This window comes from Glutamicibacter sp. NPDC090743 (assembly GCF_044769125.1).
Taxonomy (GTDB): Bacteria; Actinomycetota; Actinomycetes; order Actinomycetales; family Micrococcaceae; genus Glutamicibacter.
The window spans coordinates 263,097-282,510 of sequence record NZ_JBIVXE010000006.1; the positions used below are offsets into that span (position 1 = coordinate 263,097).

15 protein-coding genes are annotated in these 19,414 nt (G+C 63.2%); 10 read left to right on the plus strand and 5 right to left on the minus strand.

Annotation, left to right across the window (positions count from 1 at the left end):
- The first annotated feature begins 118 nt into the window (after nucleotides 1-118).
- From ACIQTS_RS14255 to ACIQTS_RS14300, 10 genes are all read left to right on the plus strand, one after another.
- The gene (locus ACIQTS_RS14255) at nucleotides 119-1,012 is read left to right on the plus strand and encodes an ABC transporter substrate-binding protein (protein ID WP_332488347.1); all 894 of its coding nucleotides are present in this window, start codon (nucleotides 119-121) and stop codon (nucleotides 1,010-1,012) included.
- Between the two features lie 12 nt (nucleotides 1,013-1,024).
- Nucleotides 1,025-3,166, plus strand: coding sequence for an iron ABC transporter permease (locus ACIQTS_RS14260; RefSeq protein WP_402473717.1), 2,142 nt, complete (start codon nucleotides 1,025-1,027; stop codon nucleotides 3,164-3,166).
- A 57-nt stretch (nucleotides 3,167-3,223) separates the two neighbouring features.
- On the plus strand, nucleotides 3,224-4,318 hold the full coding sequence (locus ACIQTS_RS14265; RefSeq protein WP_402473718.1) for a peptidase C39 family protein: 1,095 nt from the start codon (nucleotides 3,224-3,226) through the stop codon (nucleotides 4,316-4,318).
- A gap of 1,182 nt (nucleotides 4,319-5,500) precedes the next feature.
- On the plus strand, nucleotides 5,501-6,277 hold the full coding sequence (locus ACIQTS_RS14270; RefSeq protein WP_105662630.1) for a DeoR/GlpR family DNA-binding transcription regulator: 777 nt from the start codon (nucleotides 5,501-5,503) through the stop codon (nucleotides 6,275-6,277).
- Nucleotides 6,274-7,254 carry a 1-phosphofructokinase family hexose kinase gene (locus ACIQTS_RS14275; RefSeq protein ID WP_402473719.1) on the plus strand — a complete coding sequence of 327 codons (981 nt, stop codon included), beginning with the start codon at nucleotides 6,274-6,276 and terminating at the stop codon, nucleotides 7,252-7,254. The genes ACIQTS_RS14270 and ACIQTS_RS14275 overlap by 4 nt, the downstream gene beginning before the upstream one ends.
- Nucleotides 7,251-9,269: a fructose-specific PTS transporter subunit EIIC gene (locus ACIQTS_RS14280; RefSeq protein ID WP_402473720.1), complete on the plus strand. Its 2,019-nt coding sequence runs from the start codon at nucleotides 7,251-7,253 to the stop codon at nucleotides 9,267-9,269. Before ACIQTS_RS14275 ends, ACIQTS_RS14280 begins: the two co-directional genes overlap by 4 nt.
- Complete coding sequence (ptsP, locus tag ACIQTS_RS14285) at nucleotides 9,266-10,948, plus strand: phosphoenolpyruvate--protein phosphotransferase (RefSeq protein WP_402473721.1); 1,683 nt, start codon at nucleotides 9,266-9,268, stop codon at nucleotides 10,946-10,948. The genes ACIQTS_RS14280 and ptsP overlap by 4 nt, the downstream gene beginning before the upstream one ends.
- 52 nt (nucleotides 10,949-11,000) lie before the next feature.
- Nucleotides 11,001-11,279: an HPr family phosphocarrier protein gene (locus ACIQTS_RS14290; protein ID WP_105657931.1), complete on the plus strand. Its 279-nt coding sequence runs from the start codon at nucleotides 11,001-11,003 to the stop codon at nucleotides 11,277-11,279.
- A 129-nt stretch (nucleotides 11,280-11,408) separates the two neighbouring features.
- Nucleotides 11,409-12,713: an MFS transporter gene (locus ACIQTS_RS14295; protein WP_105657930.1), complete on the plus strand. Its 1,305-nt coding sequence runs from the start codon at nucleotides 11,409-11,411 to the stop codon at nucleotides 12,711-12,713.
- A gap of 103 nt (nucleotides 12,714-12,816) precedes the next feature.
- A complete protein-coding gene (locus ACIQTS_RS14300) occupies nucleotides 12,817-13,569 on the plus strand; it encodes a polysaccharide deacetylase family protein (protein WP_402473722.1) in 753 nt (250 codons plus the stop codon).
- A 20-nt stretch (nucleotides 13,570-13,589) separates the two neighbouring features.
- Here the strand turns inward: ACIQTS_RS14300 and ACIQTS_RS14305 are convergent, their stop codons facing one another.
- From ACIQTS_RS14305 to ACIQTS_RS14325, 5 genes are all read right to left on the minus strand, one after another.
- On the minus strand, nucleotides 13,590-14,021 hold the full coding sequence (locus ACIQTS_RS14305) for an SRPBCC domain-containing protein (protein WP_166650869.1): 432 nt from the start codon (nucleotides 14,019-14,021) through the stop codon (nucleotides 13,590-13,592).
- Between the two features lie 142 nt (nucleotides 14,022-14,163).
- Nucleotides 14,164-14,538 carry a hypothetical protein gene (locus ACIQTS_RS14310; protein WP_105657927.1) on the minus strand — a complete coding sequence of 125 codons (375 nt, stop codon included), beginning with the start codon at nucleotides 14,536-14,538 and terminating at the stop codon, nucleotides 14,164-14,166.
- 132 nt (nucleotides 14,539-14,670) lie between these two features.
- Nucleotides 14,671-16,299 carry a hypothetical protein gene (locus ACIQTS_RS14315; protein WP_402473723.1) on the minus strand — a complete coding sequence of 543 codons (1,629 nt, stop codon included), beginning with the start codon at nucleotides 16,297-16,299 and terminating at the stop codon, nucleotides 14,671-14,673.
- 23 nt (nucleotides 16,300-16,322) lie between these two features.
- Nucleotides 16,323-17,606 (minus strand): AAA family ATPase, encoded by a 1,284-nt coding sequence (locus ACIQTS_RS14320; RefSeq protein WP_402473724.1) that lies wholly within the window; start codon nucleotides 17,604-17,606, stop codon nucleotides 16,323-16,325.
- A 135-nt stretch (nucleotides 17,607-17,741) separates the two neighbouring features.
- Nucleotides 17,742-19,397 (minus strand): thiamine pyrophosphate-dependent enzyme, encoded by a 1,656-nt coding sequence (locus tag ACIQTS_RS14325; protein WP_105657924.1) that lies wholly within the window; start codon nucleotides 19,395-19,397, stop codon nucleotides 17,742-17,744.
- Nucleotides 19,398-19,414: the final 17 nt, after the last annotated feature.

Genomic DNA, 19,414 nt, shown 5'->3' on the forward strand with positions numbered 1-19,414 from the left:
CTCAGCCACCGCTTGCGGTACCACGGACATTAGCAGCGCTGGTGCCGAACGGAGCCCCGCTGCCGCATCCGCAAGTTGCGCGAATGACACCACCGCCACTAGCACAGATCCGGTATCTATGACCGATGATCTGGGCCGCACACTTGAATTGGATAAACCAGCCGAGCGCGTGGTGGTGCTCGAATGGCAGGAAATTGAAGATGTACTAACCTTGTGCGTCACTCCGGTGGGCGTCGCTTCCCCAGATGGATATAGCACCTACGTCACTGCAGAGGAGCTGCCTGAGGGTGTTGCTTCGGTGGGTGAACGTGGCGAGCCAGATCTGGATTCGATCTACGCGCTGGACCCCGACTTAATCATCGTGGACGCTTTTAGTGAAGAAGACCCCGTGCTGTCGCAGCTTGATAAGGGCGACGTTCCCGTATTGGCGGTCAAGGGCAACGATTCTGCGGATCCCATCGGCAACATGAAAAAAGTCTTCTCACAGGTCGCCGAAGCCACCGGCCGCACCGAGCGTGCTGCGTTAGTGCTCAACGAATTCGACGCCCACTTGGCGCAGAAAAAACAGGAAGTCTCCGAGGTGAAGTTGGAAACCACCGACTTCCTCTTCTTCGACGGTTGGGTTGACGGCTCCAACCTGACGATTCGTCCATACACTGACGGGGCTCTGTTCACAGAGCTTGGCAAGGAACTGGGCCTGAGCCCAGCTTGGAACGATGACATCAACAAGTCCTTCGGATCCGGCGGCGTGAACAAAGAATACGGACTGGCCCAGACGGACATAGAAGGCCTAGCGGGCGTTGGCGACGTCAACCTGTTCTACTCCAACGACGCAGGCACCGGGTGGACCACCGAGCTGGAATCCAGCGAGATCTGGAACAACTTGACCGCAGTCAAGGATGGCCGGACCTTCCAGTTCCCAAACATCTGGGGTGCCGGCGGGCCGAAATCCACCAGTCAAGCGGTAGATGCCTTCACCGATGCACTGACCTCCGCCTCGGAAGCCAAGTAGCGTACAACTGAAATGAAAACCGCTGAAAAATCAGCAGAGCGACACATCGTGGACAGCAGGGTCGGCATCCGAATGACCGGCCCTGGTTATTCCCCCGCGCCAGTCACCGGTACCCGTCTCGCCACTGGCCTAGGTCTGCTCGCCGCCTTAGCGGCAGCGGTACTGCTGGTAGGTGCTTGGCACCTCACCCAGGGGACCTCCGGTATTGGTTTGGGTGAACTGCTACGCGCACTCACCGGAGATGACACCCGTATCGGAGGGGTAGGAGCCGCCGAGATCTTCACCGGCTCCCGGCTACCGCGCCTCTGTGCGGGTGCCGCCGTTGGTCTGGCTTTGGGGGTGGCAGGTTCATTGCTCCAATCCGTCACCCGCAACCCGCTGGCCTCGCCGGACACATTGGCTGTCACCTCTGGTGCATTCTTCGCGTTGAGCGTGGCTGCTGCCTTGGGAATAAGCATGTCCACGCTGGCTTCCAGCACTCTCGCATTCGCTGGCGGGCTGCTCGCCGCCGGGATCGTATTGGCTATCTCTGGGCGCAGCGCGGGAACCGCCACCACCCGGTTGATCCTCGCTGGCTCTGCCATCGCCATGGCGTTGGAAGCAGGCAGCGGAATCATTTTGCTGCTGTTCAAGGAAAATACGACTGGACTGTATGCCTGGGGTTCAGGGTCGCTGGCCCAATTAAATCTCGATGCATTCTTGCGCAGTCTGCCAGTGATCTTGGTGGTGCTGGCCATCTGCCTCTTGCTCTCTCGCCGACTGGATGTCCTGTCCTTGGGTGATGAAAACGCTGCGGTGCTCGGCATCCCGGTGCGCTCAACCCGCACTCTCGCCGTCCTGTGTGCTGTGCTGCTCACCGGCGTTTCCGTTTCGCTGTCCGGCCCGATTGCTTTTGTAGGGCTTGGCGCCCCCGTGCTCGCCCGACTGCTGTCGCGCCGCCTGGTAGTCTTGCGCCGTCAACTGTTCTTGCTCCCCGCCACCGGCCTGATTGGTGCGCTACTGATCCTGCTGGCCGATGTTTCGCTTCGTGCCTCGCTCGGTGCGCAAGGTGCGGCTTCCATTCCTACTGGAGTTCCCACCGCGATCCTGGGCGGGGTGCTGATCATCATCTTGGCAATGCGACTGCCCGAAGTTTCCAGCTCCCGCAACCCGTTACAGGTAGCAAGCAAATTGCGCAGCAACCGCCGATTCGTTCTCACCATGACGCTGGGATTCAGTTTGCTGTTGGGAGCCGTGATTCTAGGCCTTTTGGCCGGGAGCATGTTACTCAAGCTGGGAGATCTCGCCTTGTGGTTCCAGGATGATGCGCCCAAGCTCATTGCCCGAGCCTTCTCCGAACGTGCACCACGGACCAGCGCGGCGCTGGGTGCCGGAGCCGCCTTAGGACTGGCTGGTTGTTTGGTGCAGGGCGCCGTGCGAAACCCATTGGCCGAGCCCGGAATCCTGGGTATTACCGCGGGGGCAGGGCTGGGCGCGGCTGTAGTGGTCACTGCCTTTGGCGGTTCCCGCTCGCTACTGGTGATTTTTGCGGTGATTGCCGGGCTCGCGACCTTCGCTGCCATCACCGCGCTAGCCTGGCGTCGAGGATTCTCCCCTGAACGTTTTGTGCTAATCGGCATCGGAGCTGGCTACACGCTCTCTGCGATCACCACCTACCTGCTGCTGAGCATTAATTCGTGGGAAACTCCGCGCATCTACACCTGGCTTTCTGGCTCAACTTATGGACGTCAGTTCGCAGACGTGTTACCTGTTCTGACGGTGTTGGCTTTAGCTCTTCCGGTCGTACTGCTCATGGGACGCAAGCTGGACCTGCTAGCCATCGACGAAGACCTGCCCCGGGTGCTGGGCGTCAAGACCATTCGCATCCGATTAGTCTCATTGTCCATTGCCGCGCTGCTTGCGGCACTCAGCGTAGTGGCCGTAGGTGTGGTTGGCTTTGTCGGACTCATCGCCCCGCATCTGGCGCGGTCGTTGGTGGGTTCCCGCCATCACCGGGCGATCCCGGTGTCCTTGGTTTTCGGAGCCTTGCTAGTTTGCCTGGCCGATACCTTGGGCCGTACCGCAATCGCGCCGGCACAGATTCCCGCCGGTCTGATCGTGTCGTTACTCGGCTCCCCGTACTTCATTTGGCTTTTGTACCGATCACGCGGCTAGGTGTTATGCGAGGATTCTAACCGACTCCGCCTCCACCCCACCTAATAGTAAGGAATCATGGCGAAACGCTCTGCCCGGCAAATGAGAATCCAGGCCTTTGACCCCCAGCAGCACCCGGCGCAACTACGGCATCTGGGTTCCATATCAGGTCCGTGGGAAAGTCTCATGGCAACGGTCAACGCTCGGCTGCTCACGATACAGTCATCAGATGCCACCATACTCGGTGCCGCATTGCTTACCGCCCGTTCGGCGACTGCATACGTGAAGATCTCTGGGGTTCTTGCCCGCGACACAGCTGCATATGAAGAGCTCGTCCGTGCGGTGCTGGACTACGCCAGGGAAAAAGATCTGGCCTGCGTGAAATGGGAAAGCTGGTCGGAAGAACCGTGGCTCGCAGACCTGGCTGAACAAATGGGTTTCCAGTCGTTGCCTGCTCCACGCTTCACCACAGATGCGTCGGTATCGATTCCAAAATTCGGCTATGTGCACTGGTCACATCCAGCCCGATATCTGCGTACCTCGCACTACCAGCAAAGCGAGAACTTCACCTGCGCGGCGGTTTCCGCGCTGGCCGCGCACGGGGAAACGATGAGCATTGCAACGATGGATCGCCTGCGTACCGCCGAGTTGTTACTGTGGCGTCAAGCGACTAATTTCATGGCTTGCGAACCCGTGGGGCTCGGGCTGGCCATCGCTGAGCGCTGGCCAGCAAGCTCAGTTCAGGTGTCTTTGGATACCGATAAGCCAGTAATCGTCGACTATTATCCCGAGGTTGAACGTGGCTGGCGGGGCATCTTGCAGGCTGACTCGCGCCGCCGTGCAGAAGCTACCGGGTTGCCGGTGACCTCTATGCGTATGGAAATCTCACAGATTCACAAAGTATTAAGTCAGGGTGCCCGCGTCTTGTTGCTGGTGTCATTGCAGCAGATGCTCGGCTACGATGTTCCGCACTGGCTACTCTGCCATGGAACGGCTGGTTCCACGGAACGTCCCGTCATTCTCATCGAGGACCCTTGGGTCGATGTTAGTAGCGGGGAGAGCTGGGTGGATGCTACCTGCCTACCGATAGCTTTCCAGCAACTAGAAGCCATGTCTTGTCTCGAGTCAGATGGCTATCGAGCTGCGCTGATTCTGACTGAGAGTGCTCACTAATCACCAATCAAGTTCGTCAATAACAAAAGAGTTCGACACCCGTCCAGAGACATCTTTCAACTCAATGGTTGCGAGAAGTCTCGCCGGGCACCGCTCCCCAGCCGAGAACGAGAATCCTTGAGAACTCACTAGTCCTAGAATCTCCCAACCATGTGCCGCAACTAATTTCGTTGGATCGTGCGGGCCTCGTTAGTCGCGAGAGGCTTTTCAGGGACTCCACGACAAGTCTCATCGGATCCCCTCGCGGATCAATCAAGGCTAAGGCGCCGATCACGAAGTCCAGGGCTTCCTCGTCATTTGATTCCGCTGCGATGCCACTGGATTCATAATGAGCTATTCGGTTCGCTGGTAGGACGGGCCGAATTCGATACAGCCCTCGACGCGATACTTCCCCGATGCTACTTCGGTGATCACGAACTTGGTTCGGCAGTAACGCTCGAACTAGATAACAATCGAACTCTCCGGTGAAGTTCGCGAATACAACCTCGAGTTGCGGGCCTCTGGCATCTATGGCAGTGACGCCGATCCGGGATTGCCGGTGGGCCCCATGGTTTTCACCGTCAAAGTAAATTCGACCCCAATGCAACTAGGAAGCATGCGAGAACGCACTAACGAATCCATCGCCAAATGCCAATCCAACGGAAAGACTTTAGCAGACGCCCACTAGTGCAAATATCAGAGCTGACCTCAGATCGCCTCCACGCTGTTCCGGTCGAAGTTATACCTTGGCAGAGGAACATCCGAAGAGAAAAGGAATGCACAAAGGACCGTTGCATTTCAGCCAACTCGACCGAACGCATTCAAGCGCGGGGAGTGGCATGGCTTGATCCAGGCACGTCATCCTGACGCAACTCGTTCGCCCGGCAACCTATGATTCCTGTCGAATTCATGAACTGCCCGCCCTGGCTCCTGGCCGTACAGACGTCTTGCTCATTAGCTGGGTTTCCAGTCAACTGAGGCCGCACAGTTAGCGATTTCCGGAGGACAGGATCGAGTCGTGCGCTGCTTTGGTTGCGCATATCTGCGAGCGCTGATTCTGCATAACCCCTAGCAAACCCACTCAAAACCAACTAAAGCCAAAGATTCCCCAGATTTTCACTTGACCATGCCACATAATCGGGCATAAAGTCATGGAAACACAGATCAATGTGTTGCAGGTCATGAGGAATTGCGGAGGCAAGAATGTTCGCCGAAGAACGACACCGGCTGATCGTTGAGCAGCTGGAAGCTGACGGGAAAGTAACCGTCGCCCAGCTCGCGCAGCGCTTCGATATCACCCGGGAAACCGTGCGGCGGGATCTGGCCCAGCTGGAATCTGAGAACTACCTGCGCCGCGTCCACGGCGGAGCGGTCACCATCACCGAAGCCAGCACCCGCGAGGAAAGCTACGTGGTGCGCACCGCCATCCATTCAGAGTCCAAGGCCCGCATCGCCCAGCGCGCGCTGAGCCTGCTGCCGGTCTCCGATGCCTCGGTCATCATCGACGCGGGAACCACCACGGAAATCCTGGCCGAACGCATGCTCAAGAGCACCGCGGGCACCGGATTGGTGGTCATCACCCACGCCCTGCCCATTGCCTCGGTGCTGGTCCACAGCCCGGATGTCGCCTTGGAGCTGATCGGCGGGCGGGTCCGCGGCATCACCGGCGCCTCCAGCGGAGCCCGCACCGTGCAGGAGTATTCCCAGTACCGGGCCGACATCGCCTTCATCGGCACCAACGGGCTGCATGCAGGATTCGGCCTGAGCACCCCGGACCCGCTGGAAGCTGCCGTCAAGCGCGCCCTGGTCGCCAGTGCCCGCCGCGTGGTGCTGCTGGCCGACGGATCCAAATTCGACCAGGAAACCCTGGTCTGCTTCGCCCGGCTCGAAGACATCGACACCCTGGTCACCGACCAGCAACCCGGCACTGAACTTGCCGCTGCGCTGGAAGCGGCGGATGTCGAGGTGGTGATCGCATGATTATCACGCTGACCGTCAACCCGGCGCTGGACAATACCATCGAGCTAGGCGCGCCACTGGCCCCCGGCGCCGTGCAGCGCGCGGCTTCCAGCCACGTCCAGGCGGCAGGCAAGGGAGTGAACGTCTCGCGCGCCATTGCCGCGGCCGGTGTTCCCACCCTGGCAGTGCTGCCCGGAGCCGGCACCGACCCGCTGATTACCGCGCTGTCCCGCGACCAGCTGGCGCACCGGAACCTGCCGATCACCGAAGCGCTGCGCACCAACACCACCCTGACCGATCCCGATGGCACCACCACCAAGATCAATGAGCCAGGCCCTACCCTGGACGCGCAGCAGCTGGCCGATCTCGGCGACCTGGTCGCCGAGGCCGCCGCCGGCGCCAGCTGGATGGTGATGGCCGGTTCGCTGCCGCCGGGAGTTCCTGCCAGCTTCTATGCGCAGCTGACCGCAAAGCTGAGGGCGGACCTGGGCGGGAAGTGCCCGAAGATCGCCGTGGACACCTCCGGCGCACCGCTTCTGGAGCTCTTCGCCCACAGCCAGCAGCACATCCCGGATCTGGTCAAGCCCAATGCCGAGGAATTGGCGCAGCTGGCGGGCGGCTACGGCGAGGCGGCACTGGAAGGCTCCCTCGAGCTGGCCACCGGCTGCGCGCAGCAGCTGCTGGACCGAGGCGTCGGCGCGGTACTGGCCACCCTCGGGGCGCAGGGCGCACTGCTGGTCACCAAGGCCGGTGTCTGGCACGGATCGCACACCCCGATCACCCCGCGCAGCACCGTGGGGGCTGGCGATTCCTCGCTGGCCGGCTACCTGCTGGCCGATGCTGCAGGGGCCAGCGCCCCTGAACGGCTGCGCAATGCCGTCGCCTACGGGGCCGCCGCCACGCAGCTGCCCGGCTCCACCATCCCGACCCAATCCGATCTCACCGTTGGCGCCGTCACCGTCCACGAACTTACTTCAACGCAAGGAACCGAGTCATGAGTGAACTAATCACTGCAGAGCTCGTGCTGCTCGATGCCGACCTGGGCAACAGCACGAGCGAGGTCATCGAGAAGCTGGCCCTGCTGGTGGCCAACCAGGGGCGCGCCACCGACGCCGCCGCCCTGGCCGCCGATGCCAAGGCCCGCGAAGCCAAGACCGCTACCGGGGTGCCCGGAGGCATCGCCATCCCGCACTGCCGTTCGGCTGCGGTGACCGAGCCGACCCTGGCCATGGCCCGCCTGGAACCGACGGTGGACTTCGGCGCCAAGGATGGCGAAGCCGACCTGGTGTTCTTCATTGCCGCCCCCGATGGCGCCGACCAGGCCCACCTCAAGCTGCTCTCCAAGCTCGCCCGCGCCCTGGTGAAGAAGTCCTTCACCGCCTCCCTGCGGGCAGCAGCCAGTGAAGCCGAGATCGTGGAACTGGTGCGCGCGGTGGTTTCCGATGCTCCGGCCGCGGCTCCTGCCTCCCTTGCTCCGGCCGCCCCCAAGAAGAAGTCGATCGTCGCGGTCACCGCCTGCCCCACCGGCATCGCCCACACCTACATGGCCGCCGATTCGCTGGCCCAGACCGCCGAGGAAATGGGTGTCGGCTTCGCGGTGGAAACCCAGGGTTCCTCGGGTTCCACCCCGCTGGACCCGGCGGTCATCGAAGCCGCCGACGCCGTGATTTTCGCGGTAGACGTCGATGTGCGCGACCGCGGCCGCTTCGCCGGCAAGCCGGTGATCCAGGTTCCGGTCAAGCGCGGCATCGACGAGCCGAAGAAGCTGATCAATGACGCCATCGCCGCCTCCGAAGATCCCAAGGCGCGCCGCGTTCCCGCCGGTGCCGCCGCATCCGGCGAGGAATCCGGCGGCAGCGAATCCTTCGGCGCAGGCCTGAAGCGCGCGCTGCTCACCGGCGTCTCCTATATGATCCCGTTCGTCGCCGGCGGCGGCTTGCTCATCGCGCTGGGCTTCCTGCTCGGCGGGTACTCGATCAGCAACGTGGCCGATGGCGTGCTGGGTTCCAGCACCCTGTTCAACTTGCCAGGTGCCGAGATCATGGCGCAGCTCGATACCCCGTTCGGTCCGCTGGGCGCCTATCTGGGCGCCGTCGCGTTCAAGATCGGTTCCCTGTCCATGTCCTTCCTGATTCCGGCGCTGGCAGGCTACATCGCCTATGCCTACGCCGACCGTCCGGGCATCGCCCCGGGCTTCACCGCGGGTGCCGTGGCAGGCTTCATGGGTGCCGGATTCATTGGCGGCATCATTGGCGGACTCATCGCTGGCCTGGCCTGCCGCTGGATCAATTCCTGGACCGTGCCACGCTGGCTGCGCGGGCTGATGCCAGTGGTCATCGTGCCGTTGCTCGGTTCCATCATCGCTTCGGGCCTGATGTTCCTGTTCCTTGGCGGGCCGATTGCCCAGCTCACCGAAGCCCTCAACGGCTGGCTGGCGGGCATGTCCGGCACCGCGGCGGCGATCCTCGGCCTGGTCCTGGGCCTGATGATGGCCATCGATTTGGGCGGGCCGATCAACAAGGTCGCTTATTCCTTCGCGGTAGCCGGCTTGGGCGCCGGTTCGGTGGCCGAGAACCCGGCCCCGCTGATGATCATGGCGGCCGTGATGGCTGCCGGCATGGTTCCGCCGCTGGCGATGGCCCTGGCCACCGCGGTGTCCCCGAAGCTGTTCACCGGGGCGGAACGCGAAAACGGCAAGGCGGCCTGGCTGCTGGGTGCCGCGTTCATCTCCGAAGGCGCCATCCCCTTCGCCGCGGCCGACCCGCTGCGTGTCATCCCGGCCTCCATGGTGGGTGCCGGGGTCACCGGCTCGCTGATCATGAGCTTCGATGTGCTCTCCCAGGCACCGCACGGCGGCATCTTCGTCTTCTTCGCGATGGACAGCACCTGGCCGATGTTCCTGGTGGCCACCGTGATCGGCACGCTGGTTTCCGCGGCGCTGGTGATCATCCTGAAGAAATATGTCCGCAAGGCCCCCGCACGGGCCGCTGAAGAGGCAAAGGCCGCAGCATGAGCCAGAAATTCACCGGAGTAGGCGTCAGCGCCGGACGGGTCATCGGATCCGTGCGCCGCATGCCCGACCCCATCCTCCCGCCCGCCGACGGCGCGCCCCTGCCAGCAGGTTCCAGCGCGGAAGCCGAATCCCTGCGCCTGGCCGAGGCCACGCAGGCGGTCGCCGCGCAGCTCAAGGAACGCGCGGCGCAGGCCACCGGCGATGCCCAAGCCGTGCTCAAGGCCACCGCGCTGATGGCCAGCGACCGCACGCTGCTCAAGTCGGCCACCAAGCTGGTGGCATCGGGCACCTGCGCCGAATCGGCCATCTGGGAGGCCGCCGACGCGGTCGCCACGCAGCTGTCGGCCCTCGGCGGCTACATGGCCGAACGCGCCGGGGATGTGCTCGATGTGCGCTCGCGCATCGTCGCCGAGCTGCGCGGCGTGCCCGCCCCGGGCATCCCGGACTCCGACCAGCCCTTCATCCTCGCCGCGGTGGACCTGGCTCCGGCCGATACCGCGACGCTGGATCCGGCCAAGGTCCTGGCGCTGGTCACCTCCGATGGCGGGCCGCAATCGCATACCGCCATCATCGCGCGCTCGCTGGGCCTTCCTGCCATCGTGGCCGCTGCCGGCACCACGGCGCTGGCCGATGGGGACCATGTCTTCGTGGACGGCATCGACGGGCTGGTCATCACCGGTCCCGGCGAGGCCGAAGAGCACCTGGCCGCCACCTACGCCAACCGCGAGGCGCTGCCGGAGTTCTCCGGCACCGGGCAGCTGCGCGACGGGCACCGCGTGCCGCTATTGTCCAATGTCGGCAGCGGCGACGACGCGCAGCTGGCCGCCGCGGCGGGCGCCGAGGGCGTGGGCCTGCTGCGTACCGAGTTCTGCTTCCTGGGCAAGGACAAGGAGCCTTCCCATGACGAGCAGGTGGCAGCCTACGGTGCGGTCTTCGCCGCCTTCCCCGGCCGCAAGGTCGTGGTGCGCACCTTGGATGCGGGAGCGGACAAGCCGCTGCCCTTCCTGACCGATGCCAGCGAGCCGAATCCGGCCCTCGGCGTGCGCGGCTACCGCACCGACCTGTCCAGCCCGGGCGTGCTCGAACGCCAGCTGCAGGCCATCGCGCAAGCCGCCGGCGAGCACCAGGCCGAAATCTGGGTGATGGCGCCGATGATTTCCACTGCGTCCGAAGCGCAGGAATTCGCGCAGCTGGCCAAGGCCGCTGGCCTGGCCACCGCCGGGACCATGATCGAGGTCCCTTCGGCGGCGGTGCTGGCAGGCCAGATCCTGCAGCGCTGCGATTTCGTCTCCATCGGCACCAACGACTTGACCCAGTACACCATGGCCGCGGACCGCCAGCTCGGTGCCCTGGCCGAGCTCAACGACCCCTGGCAGCCGGCAGTGCTGCACCTGGTGGCCGCCACCGCCGCCGGTGCGCAGGCGGCCGGCGGCAAACCCGTCGGGGTGTGCGGCGAAGCGGCCGCCGACCCGGCGCTGGCCGTGGTGCTGGTGGGCCTGGGCGTGGACACCCTGTCCATGAACAAGCGGGCGTTGGCACCGGTTGCCGCGGTGCTGCGCACCGTGGACCTGCCCACTGCGCAGCGCCTGTCCCAGCTGGCCTTGGACGCCGAGTCAGCCGAGGCGGCACGCACTGCCGTGCGCGCGCAGTTGGGCGAGCTGGACCGATTTGGCCTCTAGGCCCCCCGAATTTACCGCAATCAACCGTTCAATAGATCCTGAAGGAGCCATCATGGCAGAACGTACAGCAATCATCGGCAGCCGCGTCGGCCTGCACGCCCGCCCGGCAGCCATCTTCGCCGAGGCCGCGGCCGAGGCGCCGGTCGAGGTCACCATCGCCCTTCAGGGCGAGCCCGTGGACGAGGCGCTGGACGCGTCCAGCATCCTCTCGCTGATGGGCCTGGGCGCGGAATACGGAACCACCGTAGTGCTGCGTGCCGAGGGCGAAGGAGCCGAAGCTGCCCTGGAGCAGTTGGCGGCCATCCTGGAAACCGACCACGACGCCGAGTAGCACGAAGCCGAGCTCCGGGGACCACGCGCCATCGCGTGGTCCCCGGAGTTATTTAATTACCATCCACTGATTGACAAAGCTCAATCAGTGGATGGATGATAGTTCCTACGCACTACCGCAGGAGCTTCCATGAGCGCGCTCAAAACCTCTGCACTGCGCCTCATCAAGCCGTTCGCCTACCGCGACTACGCCCTGCTGGCCAGCGCACTTGTCCTCTCCACCTTCGCCGCCGGCATGTGGGCCGTGGCAATGGTCTACCAGGTGCGCCAGCTGGGCGGCGGGCCCATCCAGCTTTCTGCCGTGGCCACCGCCAGTGCCGCCGGGCTGCTCTGCTTCGTGCTGCTCGGCGGGATCATGGCGGACCGTCATTCCTGCCGGCGCATCGTGATGCTGGTCGAGGCGCTGTCGCTGGCGGTCATGGGCATCACCGCGGTGCTGGCCATGGCCGGTGCCCTGGAGCTGTGGCACCTGATGCTCGCCGGCTTCTGCGGCGGGGCCGGGTCGGCCTTCTTCTACCCCGCCTACTCCGCACTGCTGCCCAAGATGCTGCCCGCCGAGCAGCTGCTGGCCGCCAACGGATTGGAAGGGACAGCCCGGCCGGTGGTGCACACCGCCCTGGGCCCGATGGCCGCCGGATTCGTGGTGGCGGGACTCTCGCCGGCGCACGCCATCGTCGGCATCTGCGTAATCCACCTCGCGGCGCTGCTGATGCTGCGCCGGATCCCCAACCGCCAGGCGTACAACGCGCCAGGCCCCGTTGACGGCCAGGGACAGCCGGGGATGTTCCGGCAGCTGCGCGAAGGCATCGGCTACACGGTGCGCACCCGCTGGCTGCTGTGGACGCTGCTGTTCTCGGTCATTTCGGTGTTCACCTTCATCGGGCCCTTCGAGGTGCTGCTGCCCTTCATCGTCAGCGGCAACCTGCACGGGGACGCGAAACTGTTCAGCTTCGCACTGGCCTTCTTCGGCCTCGGTTCGGCGATCGGCTCGCTGCTGGTCGCGTCCGCGAAATTCCCGCGGCGCTACTTGAGCTTGATGACCGCCTGCTGGTGCCTGGGCACCTTGCCCCTGGCCCTGGTGGGCTACGTCGATGCCGCGTGGATGCTCTTCGCGATCCTGCTGGCCTTCGGCATCACCGACGCCGTGGGCATGGTCATCTGGGGCACCTTGCTCCAGCGCCGGGTTCCCGGACACCTGCTCGGGCGGATCTCCAGCCTGGATTTCTTCGTTTCGCTGGCGCTGATGCCGCTGTCCATGGCGGCGGCGGGACCTTTGACCCAGGTGCTCAGCTTGCAGGCGATATTCGTCATTGCCGGCCTCGCCTCGCCGCTGTTCGGAATCATCGCATGGTGGGCCGGGAAATTTGCCCGCGACGAAATAGCGCATCCGCTCTCGGACCCCGTTCCGGCGGAGCTGGACGGCGAGCGCAGTTGACCGGTTGCGACCAGCTGGCGCTGGGCCGGCGCTGATCAAACTCCCAGCAGATTTTCGCGTGTAGTTCCCGGGCACGGACCGGGCATGACGGGAAGGTGGAAGGATGACTTCTCGATTGCCCGACATGGCGCGCCTGGCCCTGTTGGCGCTGGGCCCGGTATTCCTGGTTTCCTGTTCTCCTGCACCAGCGCCTGCTCCCGATGCGCAGCCCACGGGCTCCGCGGCAAGCGAGCAGGTGGATTGCGCCGTGGCTCGATGCGTGGCGCTGACCTTCGATGACGGACCTGGCCAGTACACCGGGCGGCTGCTCGACGAGCTGAACGCCGCGGATGCGCCAGCCACCTTCTTCATGGTCGGGAAGAACATTGCCAAATACCCCGACGCGGTCAAGCGCATGGCCGCCGAAGGCCACCAGCTGGGCAGCCATACCTGGGACCATGCGGATCTCACGACGCTGACCAGAGAACAGATCCAGCATGAGCTGGGATGGACCAGCGAAGCGGTAGAAAAGGCCTCCGGCCACGAGCCCACCGTCTTCCGCCCGCCCTATGGGAATCACGGTGCCGTCTATGACCGGCTGGTGCCCTACCCGTTGGTGCTGTGGGATGTTGACACCCTGGATTGGAAGCACCACGATCCGGAGAAAACGGTGCGCATCGCCATGGACGAAGTCCATCCGGGCTCCATCATCTTGATGCATGACATCCATGAGAGCTCGGTCAAGGCACTGCCGGATCTCGTGGAGAAGCTGAAGGCCGAGGGCTACACCCCGGTCACCGTGGACCAGCTATTCAATGGCCAGCTGGAGAATTCGACGGCCTATGCTTCGGCTCCTGCTCCCGGCGCGACGAAATAGTTTTGCGCCGCGCAGGGTGCTCAGGGGGCCTGCTCTGCGTACAGCCGCAGCTGGTCCAGCTTGTCCCCTTCGCTTTCGCGGATATTTGCCGCCAGCTCCTCGCACTGCTCCACCGTCAGATCCGGGTTGATGATTGCCACCTGCAGCACTACCTCGGTATGCCCCGCGTCGTCCTTCAGGTCGTAGCGGTAGGAGAGCCCATCGGGATTCTCCGAGGTGTGCAGGATCAGCAAGCGGTTCTCGATCAGGTCATGGACGCGATACACGCGTTCATGGCCGGCAACGCGGTATACCAGCTGGGTGCCGACCTTGAGCTGCGGGTCGTCCGAATGCATGGAGCCGATCCCATGGATCCACAAGGGTGTTGCTGCCCAATCGGTAAGCAGCTCCCAGACACGGTGCACCGGCAGGTGAATGACCACGGTGCTCTCGAAAACGCTGAACTGGCTCATATCCGCATAGTGCCACCCTGGGCGGCCAAATGGAATAGCTTCATGGCTGTTGGCATGCAATCCGGTTTCCGGCCGCCCGCAGCAAAGGCCGGCACCCAGCGCGCGTACGCTGCTGGGTGCCGGCCCCTGGGCGGCAGAAGGCTTACCAGTCTTCTTCGTCGTCGCCATCCGCCTCGGAGATACCGAGTTCCGGCTCATTCTCGAGGTCGAAGTTGTACCAGGCCTCGGTGAAGTCAACCATCGCATCCAACGCGTCCTGCGCGTCGGAATCCAGGGCTTCCAGCGCCTCTGGGCTGTTGAGCACTGCGGTCACCGCGAGGAATGGGTGATTATCGAAGTAATCGGTGGGGGTGGCCTCCCCATTGAACGTCAAGTTCTCGCTCTGCGCGAAGAGGTCGACGTACTGAGCCACTGCCTCGGGCAGACGGCTCAGATTAATGCCAGTCAGGGACTCATTGTAGATTTCAGCAGTTGCGTCAGCCCACTGCTCAATGAGCTCTTCGCTCATCTGTGCCATCAGATTATCCACCTCGTGGTTGGGGTTCTAGTGCTCACGGGAATCGGTAGCAATTCATCTTATTTCTTCAGCGGGCGCGTGCCAAGACAGAAAGGCCCACGGCGTTGTGATCTTTTCCGCGTAGGTTCCTGCTCACTGGTTCGGGACGCCGAGGGACGGAATATCGGGCATGTCCGGCAGCGAAGGGATCGAGTATTCACGGGGCTGGGAATCCGGAGTTTCCACATCCTTGAGCTGATTCAGCAAGTCTTCGTCGAGGACGCTATCCTGGCTTGGATGACGGGGCTCCGGGGGCGAATCCAGCGAACCCTCCACTCCCGATATGAGCAGCCCCAGCGAAGCAGCCGCGGCAAACAGCCCGGCGAACAGATGCACCCCGATGAAATACAGGCCGCCGATATTGCCGCGAAGCATGGCCAAGTTCCGGTTTTTGGCCGAGGAGCTGACAGCCAGCCCGTAGGCAAAGGCATTTTCCTTGAATCCAAGACGGACTTGGGCTGCCAGCAAGGAAATGCCAGGCACCAGCAGTCCGGCGGCCACCGATCCGGCTGGCACGGCAGCGATCCTGCTTTCATTGGCCAAGCAAATCCCTAAGAGCACTAGCTGGATGAGCGCCAGGCACGCCCGCTTCCAGAAGCCAGCCGCGTGCAAGCCGCTGCACCGGACCAGGTACCGGCGTTGCTCGTGGCGGTCGGAGCCCTTTCTTGGCGGGCCAGCATTTTCTTGCAGGATCCACAGTGCTCCTAGCTGGCTTGCCAGCACACCGAGCAGCATCACGATGATGCCAGCCACCGGCAGGAAACAGCCCAGGACCGCTCCGCTCGTGCTCAGGAGCCAACCAATCCGGTAGGAGCGAATGGCTCGGGGCAGTTTGGGGAAGCGCGCATCAATGTCCTTGGCGTAGCCGGCGGGCAACGACCTGGCCGCCTTGATGTACGCCTTCTTGTTCCACCATCCAAAGAGCCCGGCCACGATGGCAATGGCGGCAATCGCCAGCAGCGCCCCGGTTCCACCAGCCCGCTGCCCCAGGGCGGCGGCAACTGCCAGCACCGGAGTGAAAAGCCAGAACCGATTAGCGTAGGCAGTTTGCTTCGCAACGAAGGTTTCCGCGTAGTCCTGATGCAGGCCTTCGTTCATCGGATCCATGGATATCAATCCACGCAGCACATCGCCTTGTTCCCCGACGATTTTTTCGCCATTGCCGATACTTCCGGCCGCCCGCAACAGCCCCTGGTGATTGGGGTCGATCTGCAGCCCGGATTGGAGGAATCTGAGAGCCGCCAGGTTGTCATCTTGGGCTTCGGCAGCAATTGCCGCGCCCTGGTAGTAATCGGGGTTCCCCGGCTCCAGCCGAATCGCGTGCTCGATGGCTTGGCGGGCCAGCACCCTGTCGTCGTTGCTCCGAATATCGCTGAGCGTGATCATGCTCAGCCAGTAGTGCCCGTTGCCGTATTCCGGTTCCGTTTCGATTACCTGCCGGATCGCCAGCAGCGCCTCCTCCCGTCGATGCTGGCGCATCAGGGCGACGGCCAGGCACTCCCCGGCCACCGGATTGGCAGGATCCAGATTCAGCCCGGCTCTGGCAGCGGACTCTGCTTCGGCCCACTGCTTGAGGCTCAAATGGCATGACGAATAGAGGATCCAGAAGGCAGGGACCTGATGGTGCTCGTTGAGGTTATCCTTCAGCAAGGCAATCGCTTCGGTTTCCCGTCCGATCGCGAGGTGGTGGGTGATCCGGTGATGCAGTCGCTCGAATTCCATGCGGTGTACTCCCCCGGTGCTTTCTAGAGCATGTTCTGCGAAACCAGATACTCGGATAAATCATCGTAGCGGCCATGCTGGTTGCTGAAGCGCACCACATTTCGCGCGGATTCCAGCCACGGCAAAGTCGACGCCTTGATTTCCGCCAGGGCAGTTCTGATATGGCTCATGTCCAAGGGGAGAACCTCGTTGCGCTCGATGGATTGCATCATTGCCTTCTCGGCGGCAGTGGTGCATACGTGCTCCAGGTCCGCACCCGAGAACCCGTCGGTCTGTGCCGCAATCCATTCCAGGTCGATTCCGGCAATCGGGCGGTTCTTCAAGTGGTACCGCAAAATGGACTCACGTGCCGGCGCGTCCGGCGGAGTCACCAGCAGGGTCCGGTCCAACCGGCCTGGACGCAGCAGTGCTTCGTCCAGATCCCATGGGTGGTTGGTAGCCCCCAGAACGTAAAGGCCATCGTTGTTTCCCGCAAGCGAATCCATCTCGATCAGCAGCTGATTGACCATCTGGCGCATCCACGCGCCCGATCCAGTCAGCGAACCGCGGCGGATGCCGATGGCATCAATCTCATCGATGAAGAGAACCGTTGGAGCATTCTTGCGGGCCCGGTCGAAAATCGCCTTGAGCCGCTTTTCCGTTTCACCGATGTAGGAGTCAACCACATCGGTAATGGTGACAGACATGAAATTGGCTTTCAGCTCACCGGCCACCGCGCGAGCCAGGAAAGTCTTGCCGCATCCCGGTGGCCCATACAGCAGCAGCCCGCCGCGCAATGATTTGCCAAAAGCCTTGGCAATTGCGGCGTTGCGCATCGGTGCCAGGAAGGATTCGTCCAGGCGGTCCTTGACCGCCTGCAAGCCACCCACATCATCCAGGGTGACACCCGTTCCGGCCGGGTTCTCGATGGGAGCTTCCGGGGCATCTGACCCCGCATCTGAGCGCAGTGGGACCCGTCCTTCAATAAAGGGCGCCGGCAGCGAACTGCCGAGTTCCTTGGAACCCGCTTCCCAGTCGTAGCCTGGTGGCGTATCGTTCTGCTGGTTTCCAGCCGGCGCGGCATCCGCTGCGGGTTCGACGGGCGCCTGCGGGGCCATCGCTGCGGCCATCGACGCGCTGATCGTTCCAAGCCTTCCCAGCGCGGACGCGTTCCCCGCATCCTGCTGCAGCACGATGCTGACATGGGACAGCGCTTCGGCGGATCGACCGGCACCATCGAGCTGTTCAGCCAAGTGCAATCGCAGGGCATGGTCGTCCGGCGCTGCTTCTACGGCCCGGAGAAGGCTAGCAATAAGGGCATCGTTCATTCTAGGGCCGCTCCACGGTTGAAGGTCTCGGTCTGTTGCCTCTGCTGGTTAAAGCATCCAGCGGGTATCGCTAGAAACGACACCCGCTGGAATTATACGTCGCAGACCCGACTGTTCGCTGAGCGCACCCAGTGCCTAGTAGGCCTTGACTCCCTGCTCTACCACCAAATGGATCAACGCGAATTTCTTGTTTTCGTCAATGGCCTTCAGCGCATTTTCCAGGGCAGCCGGGACATCTGAATCATTCTCGACGCGGACGCCGAACCCGCCGAAGGACTGCGCCATCAGCGCGAAGTCGGGGTTGGCCAACTGGGTTCCGGAAACCCGTTCCGGGTACTGGCGTTCCTGGTGGGTGCGGATGGTGCCGTACTGCTGGTTGTCCATGACGATCACCAGCGGGGTGGCGCCGTACTGGGCAGCGGTAGCCAGCTCCTGGCCATTCATCAAGAACTCGCCGTCACCTGCGATGGTCACCACGCGGCGCCCCGGGTAGTTCAGCGAAGCGGCGACGGCGGAAGGAATCGAGTAGCCCATGGAACCGTTGCGTGCCGAGAGCATCGAAGCGTAGCCGTTGGTTGGGAAGTAGCGGTGGGCCCAGTTGGTGTGCTCGCCGGCGCCGAAGGTCACCAGGGCGTCTTCGGGCAGGGATCCAACCAGATTAGCCATCATGGTCGCCATCCTCGCCTGGCCCGCGGAAGGCTGCGCTGGTGGAAGTTCGGCGAACTTCTCCTGCTCGCCGCGCATCCGGGAAGTCCACTCCTTCCAGGATTCCTTGACCGGCAAATCCATCAGCAGCAGGTCGCGAACGAAGACATCGGGCTTGGCGACAATCTGGTGCGATACCGGGCCGGAACGTCCGCGCAGCGACGGGTCGATGGTGACCAGGAAGTTCTTCTTGTCCCAGTTCTGGCGGACATTGAAGCCGTCGGTGATGACGTCGCCTGGAACCGTGCCGACGAAGATCAGCAGATCAGTCTCTTCCAGCAGGTCATAGGTCGGCTTGGGGCGGCCGTAGCCGATCGGGCCAACATAGGATGGCGAGTTGAAAGGCACGGTACCCTCGCAACGCCATTCGGCAGCGGCTGGCAGGTCGTGTTCCTCGAGCCAACGGGTGAAGTCCGCTGCGCCTTCGTGGGACCAGTCGTTGCCGCCGAAAATGAACAGCGGCTTATCCGCTTCCTGCAAGGCAGTATTCAGCGCCTTCCAGTCGGTCACGGTCATGCCGCCGGTAGCCACCGGGATTTCCGGATGGACTTCGGCGGAAACTTCGTTGCGGATGATGTCTTCTGGCAGGCCGACGACCACCGGGCCCGGGCGTCCGGACATGGCAGCGAACATGGCCTCGGCGACGACTTCGCTGGCGCGATCGGCGTGGTCCAGGATCATCACGCGCTTGGCGCCGGTGCCGAACCATGCCTTGGGATCGAATTCCTGGAAGGCTTCCTTTTCACGGTGCTCGAACGGGATCAGGCCCACGAACAGCACCAGCGGGGTCGAATCCTGCCATGCGGTATGCAGGCCGACGTGGGCGTTGGCAGCCCCCGGGCCACGGGTCACCATGGCAATGCCGGGGCGCTGGTGCATCTTGCCTTCGGCTTCGGCCATGTAGGTGGCTCCGCCTTCGTGGCGGCAGACCACGGTTTCGATTGGCGAGTTGTGCAGCCCATCAAGGACATCCAGGTAGCTTTCACCCGGCACCACGTAGGCGCGTTCCACGCCGTGCGCGGCAAGCGTGTCGACAATGACGTGTCCGGCCGACTTCTTTGTCAGGCCCTGACCATTTTCACTCATCTTCTAGGCGTCTTTCT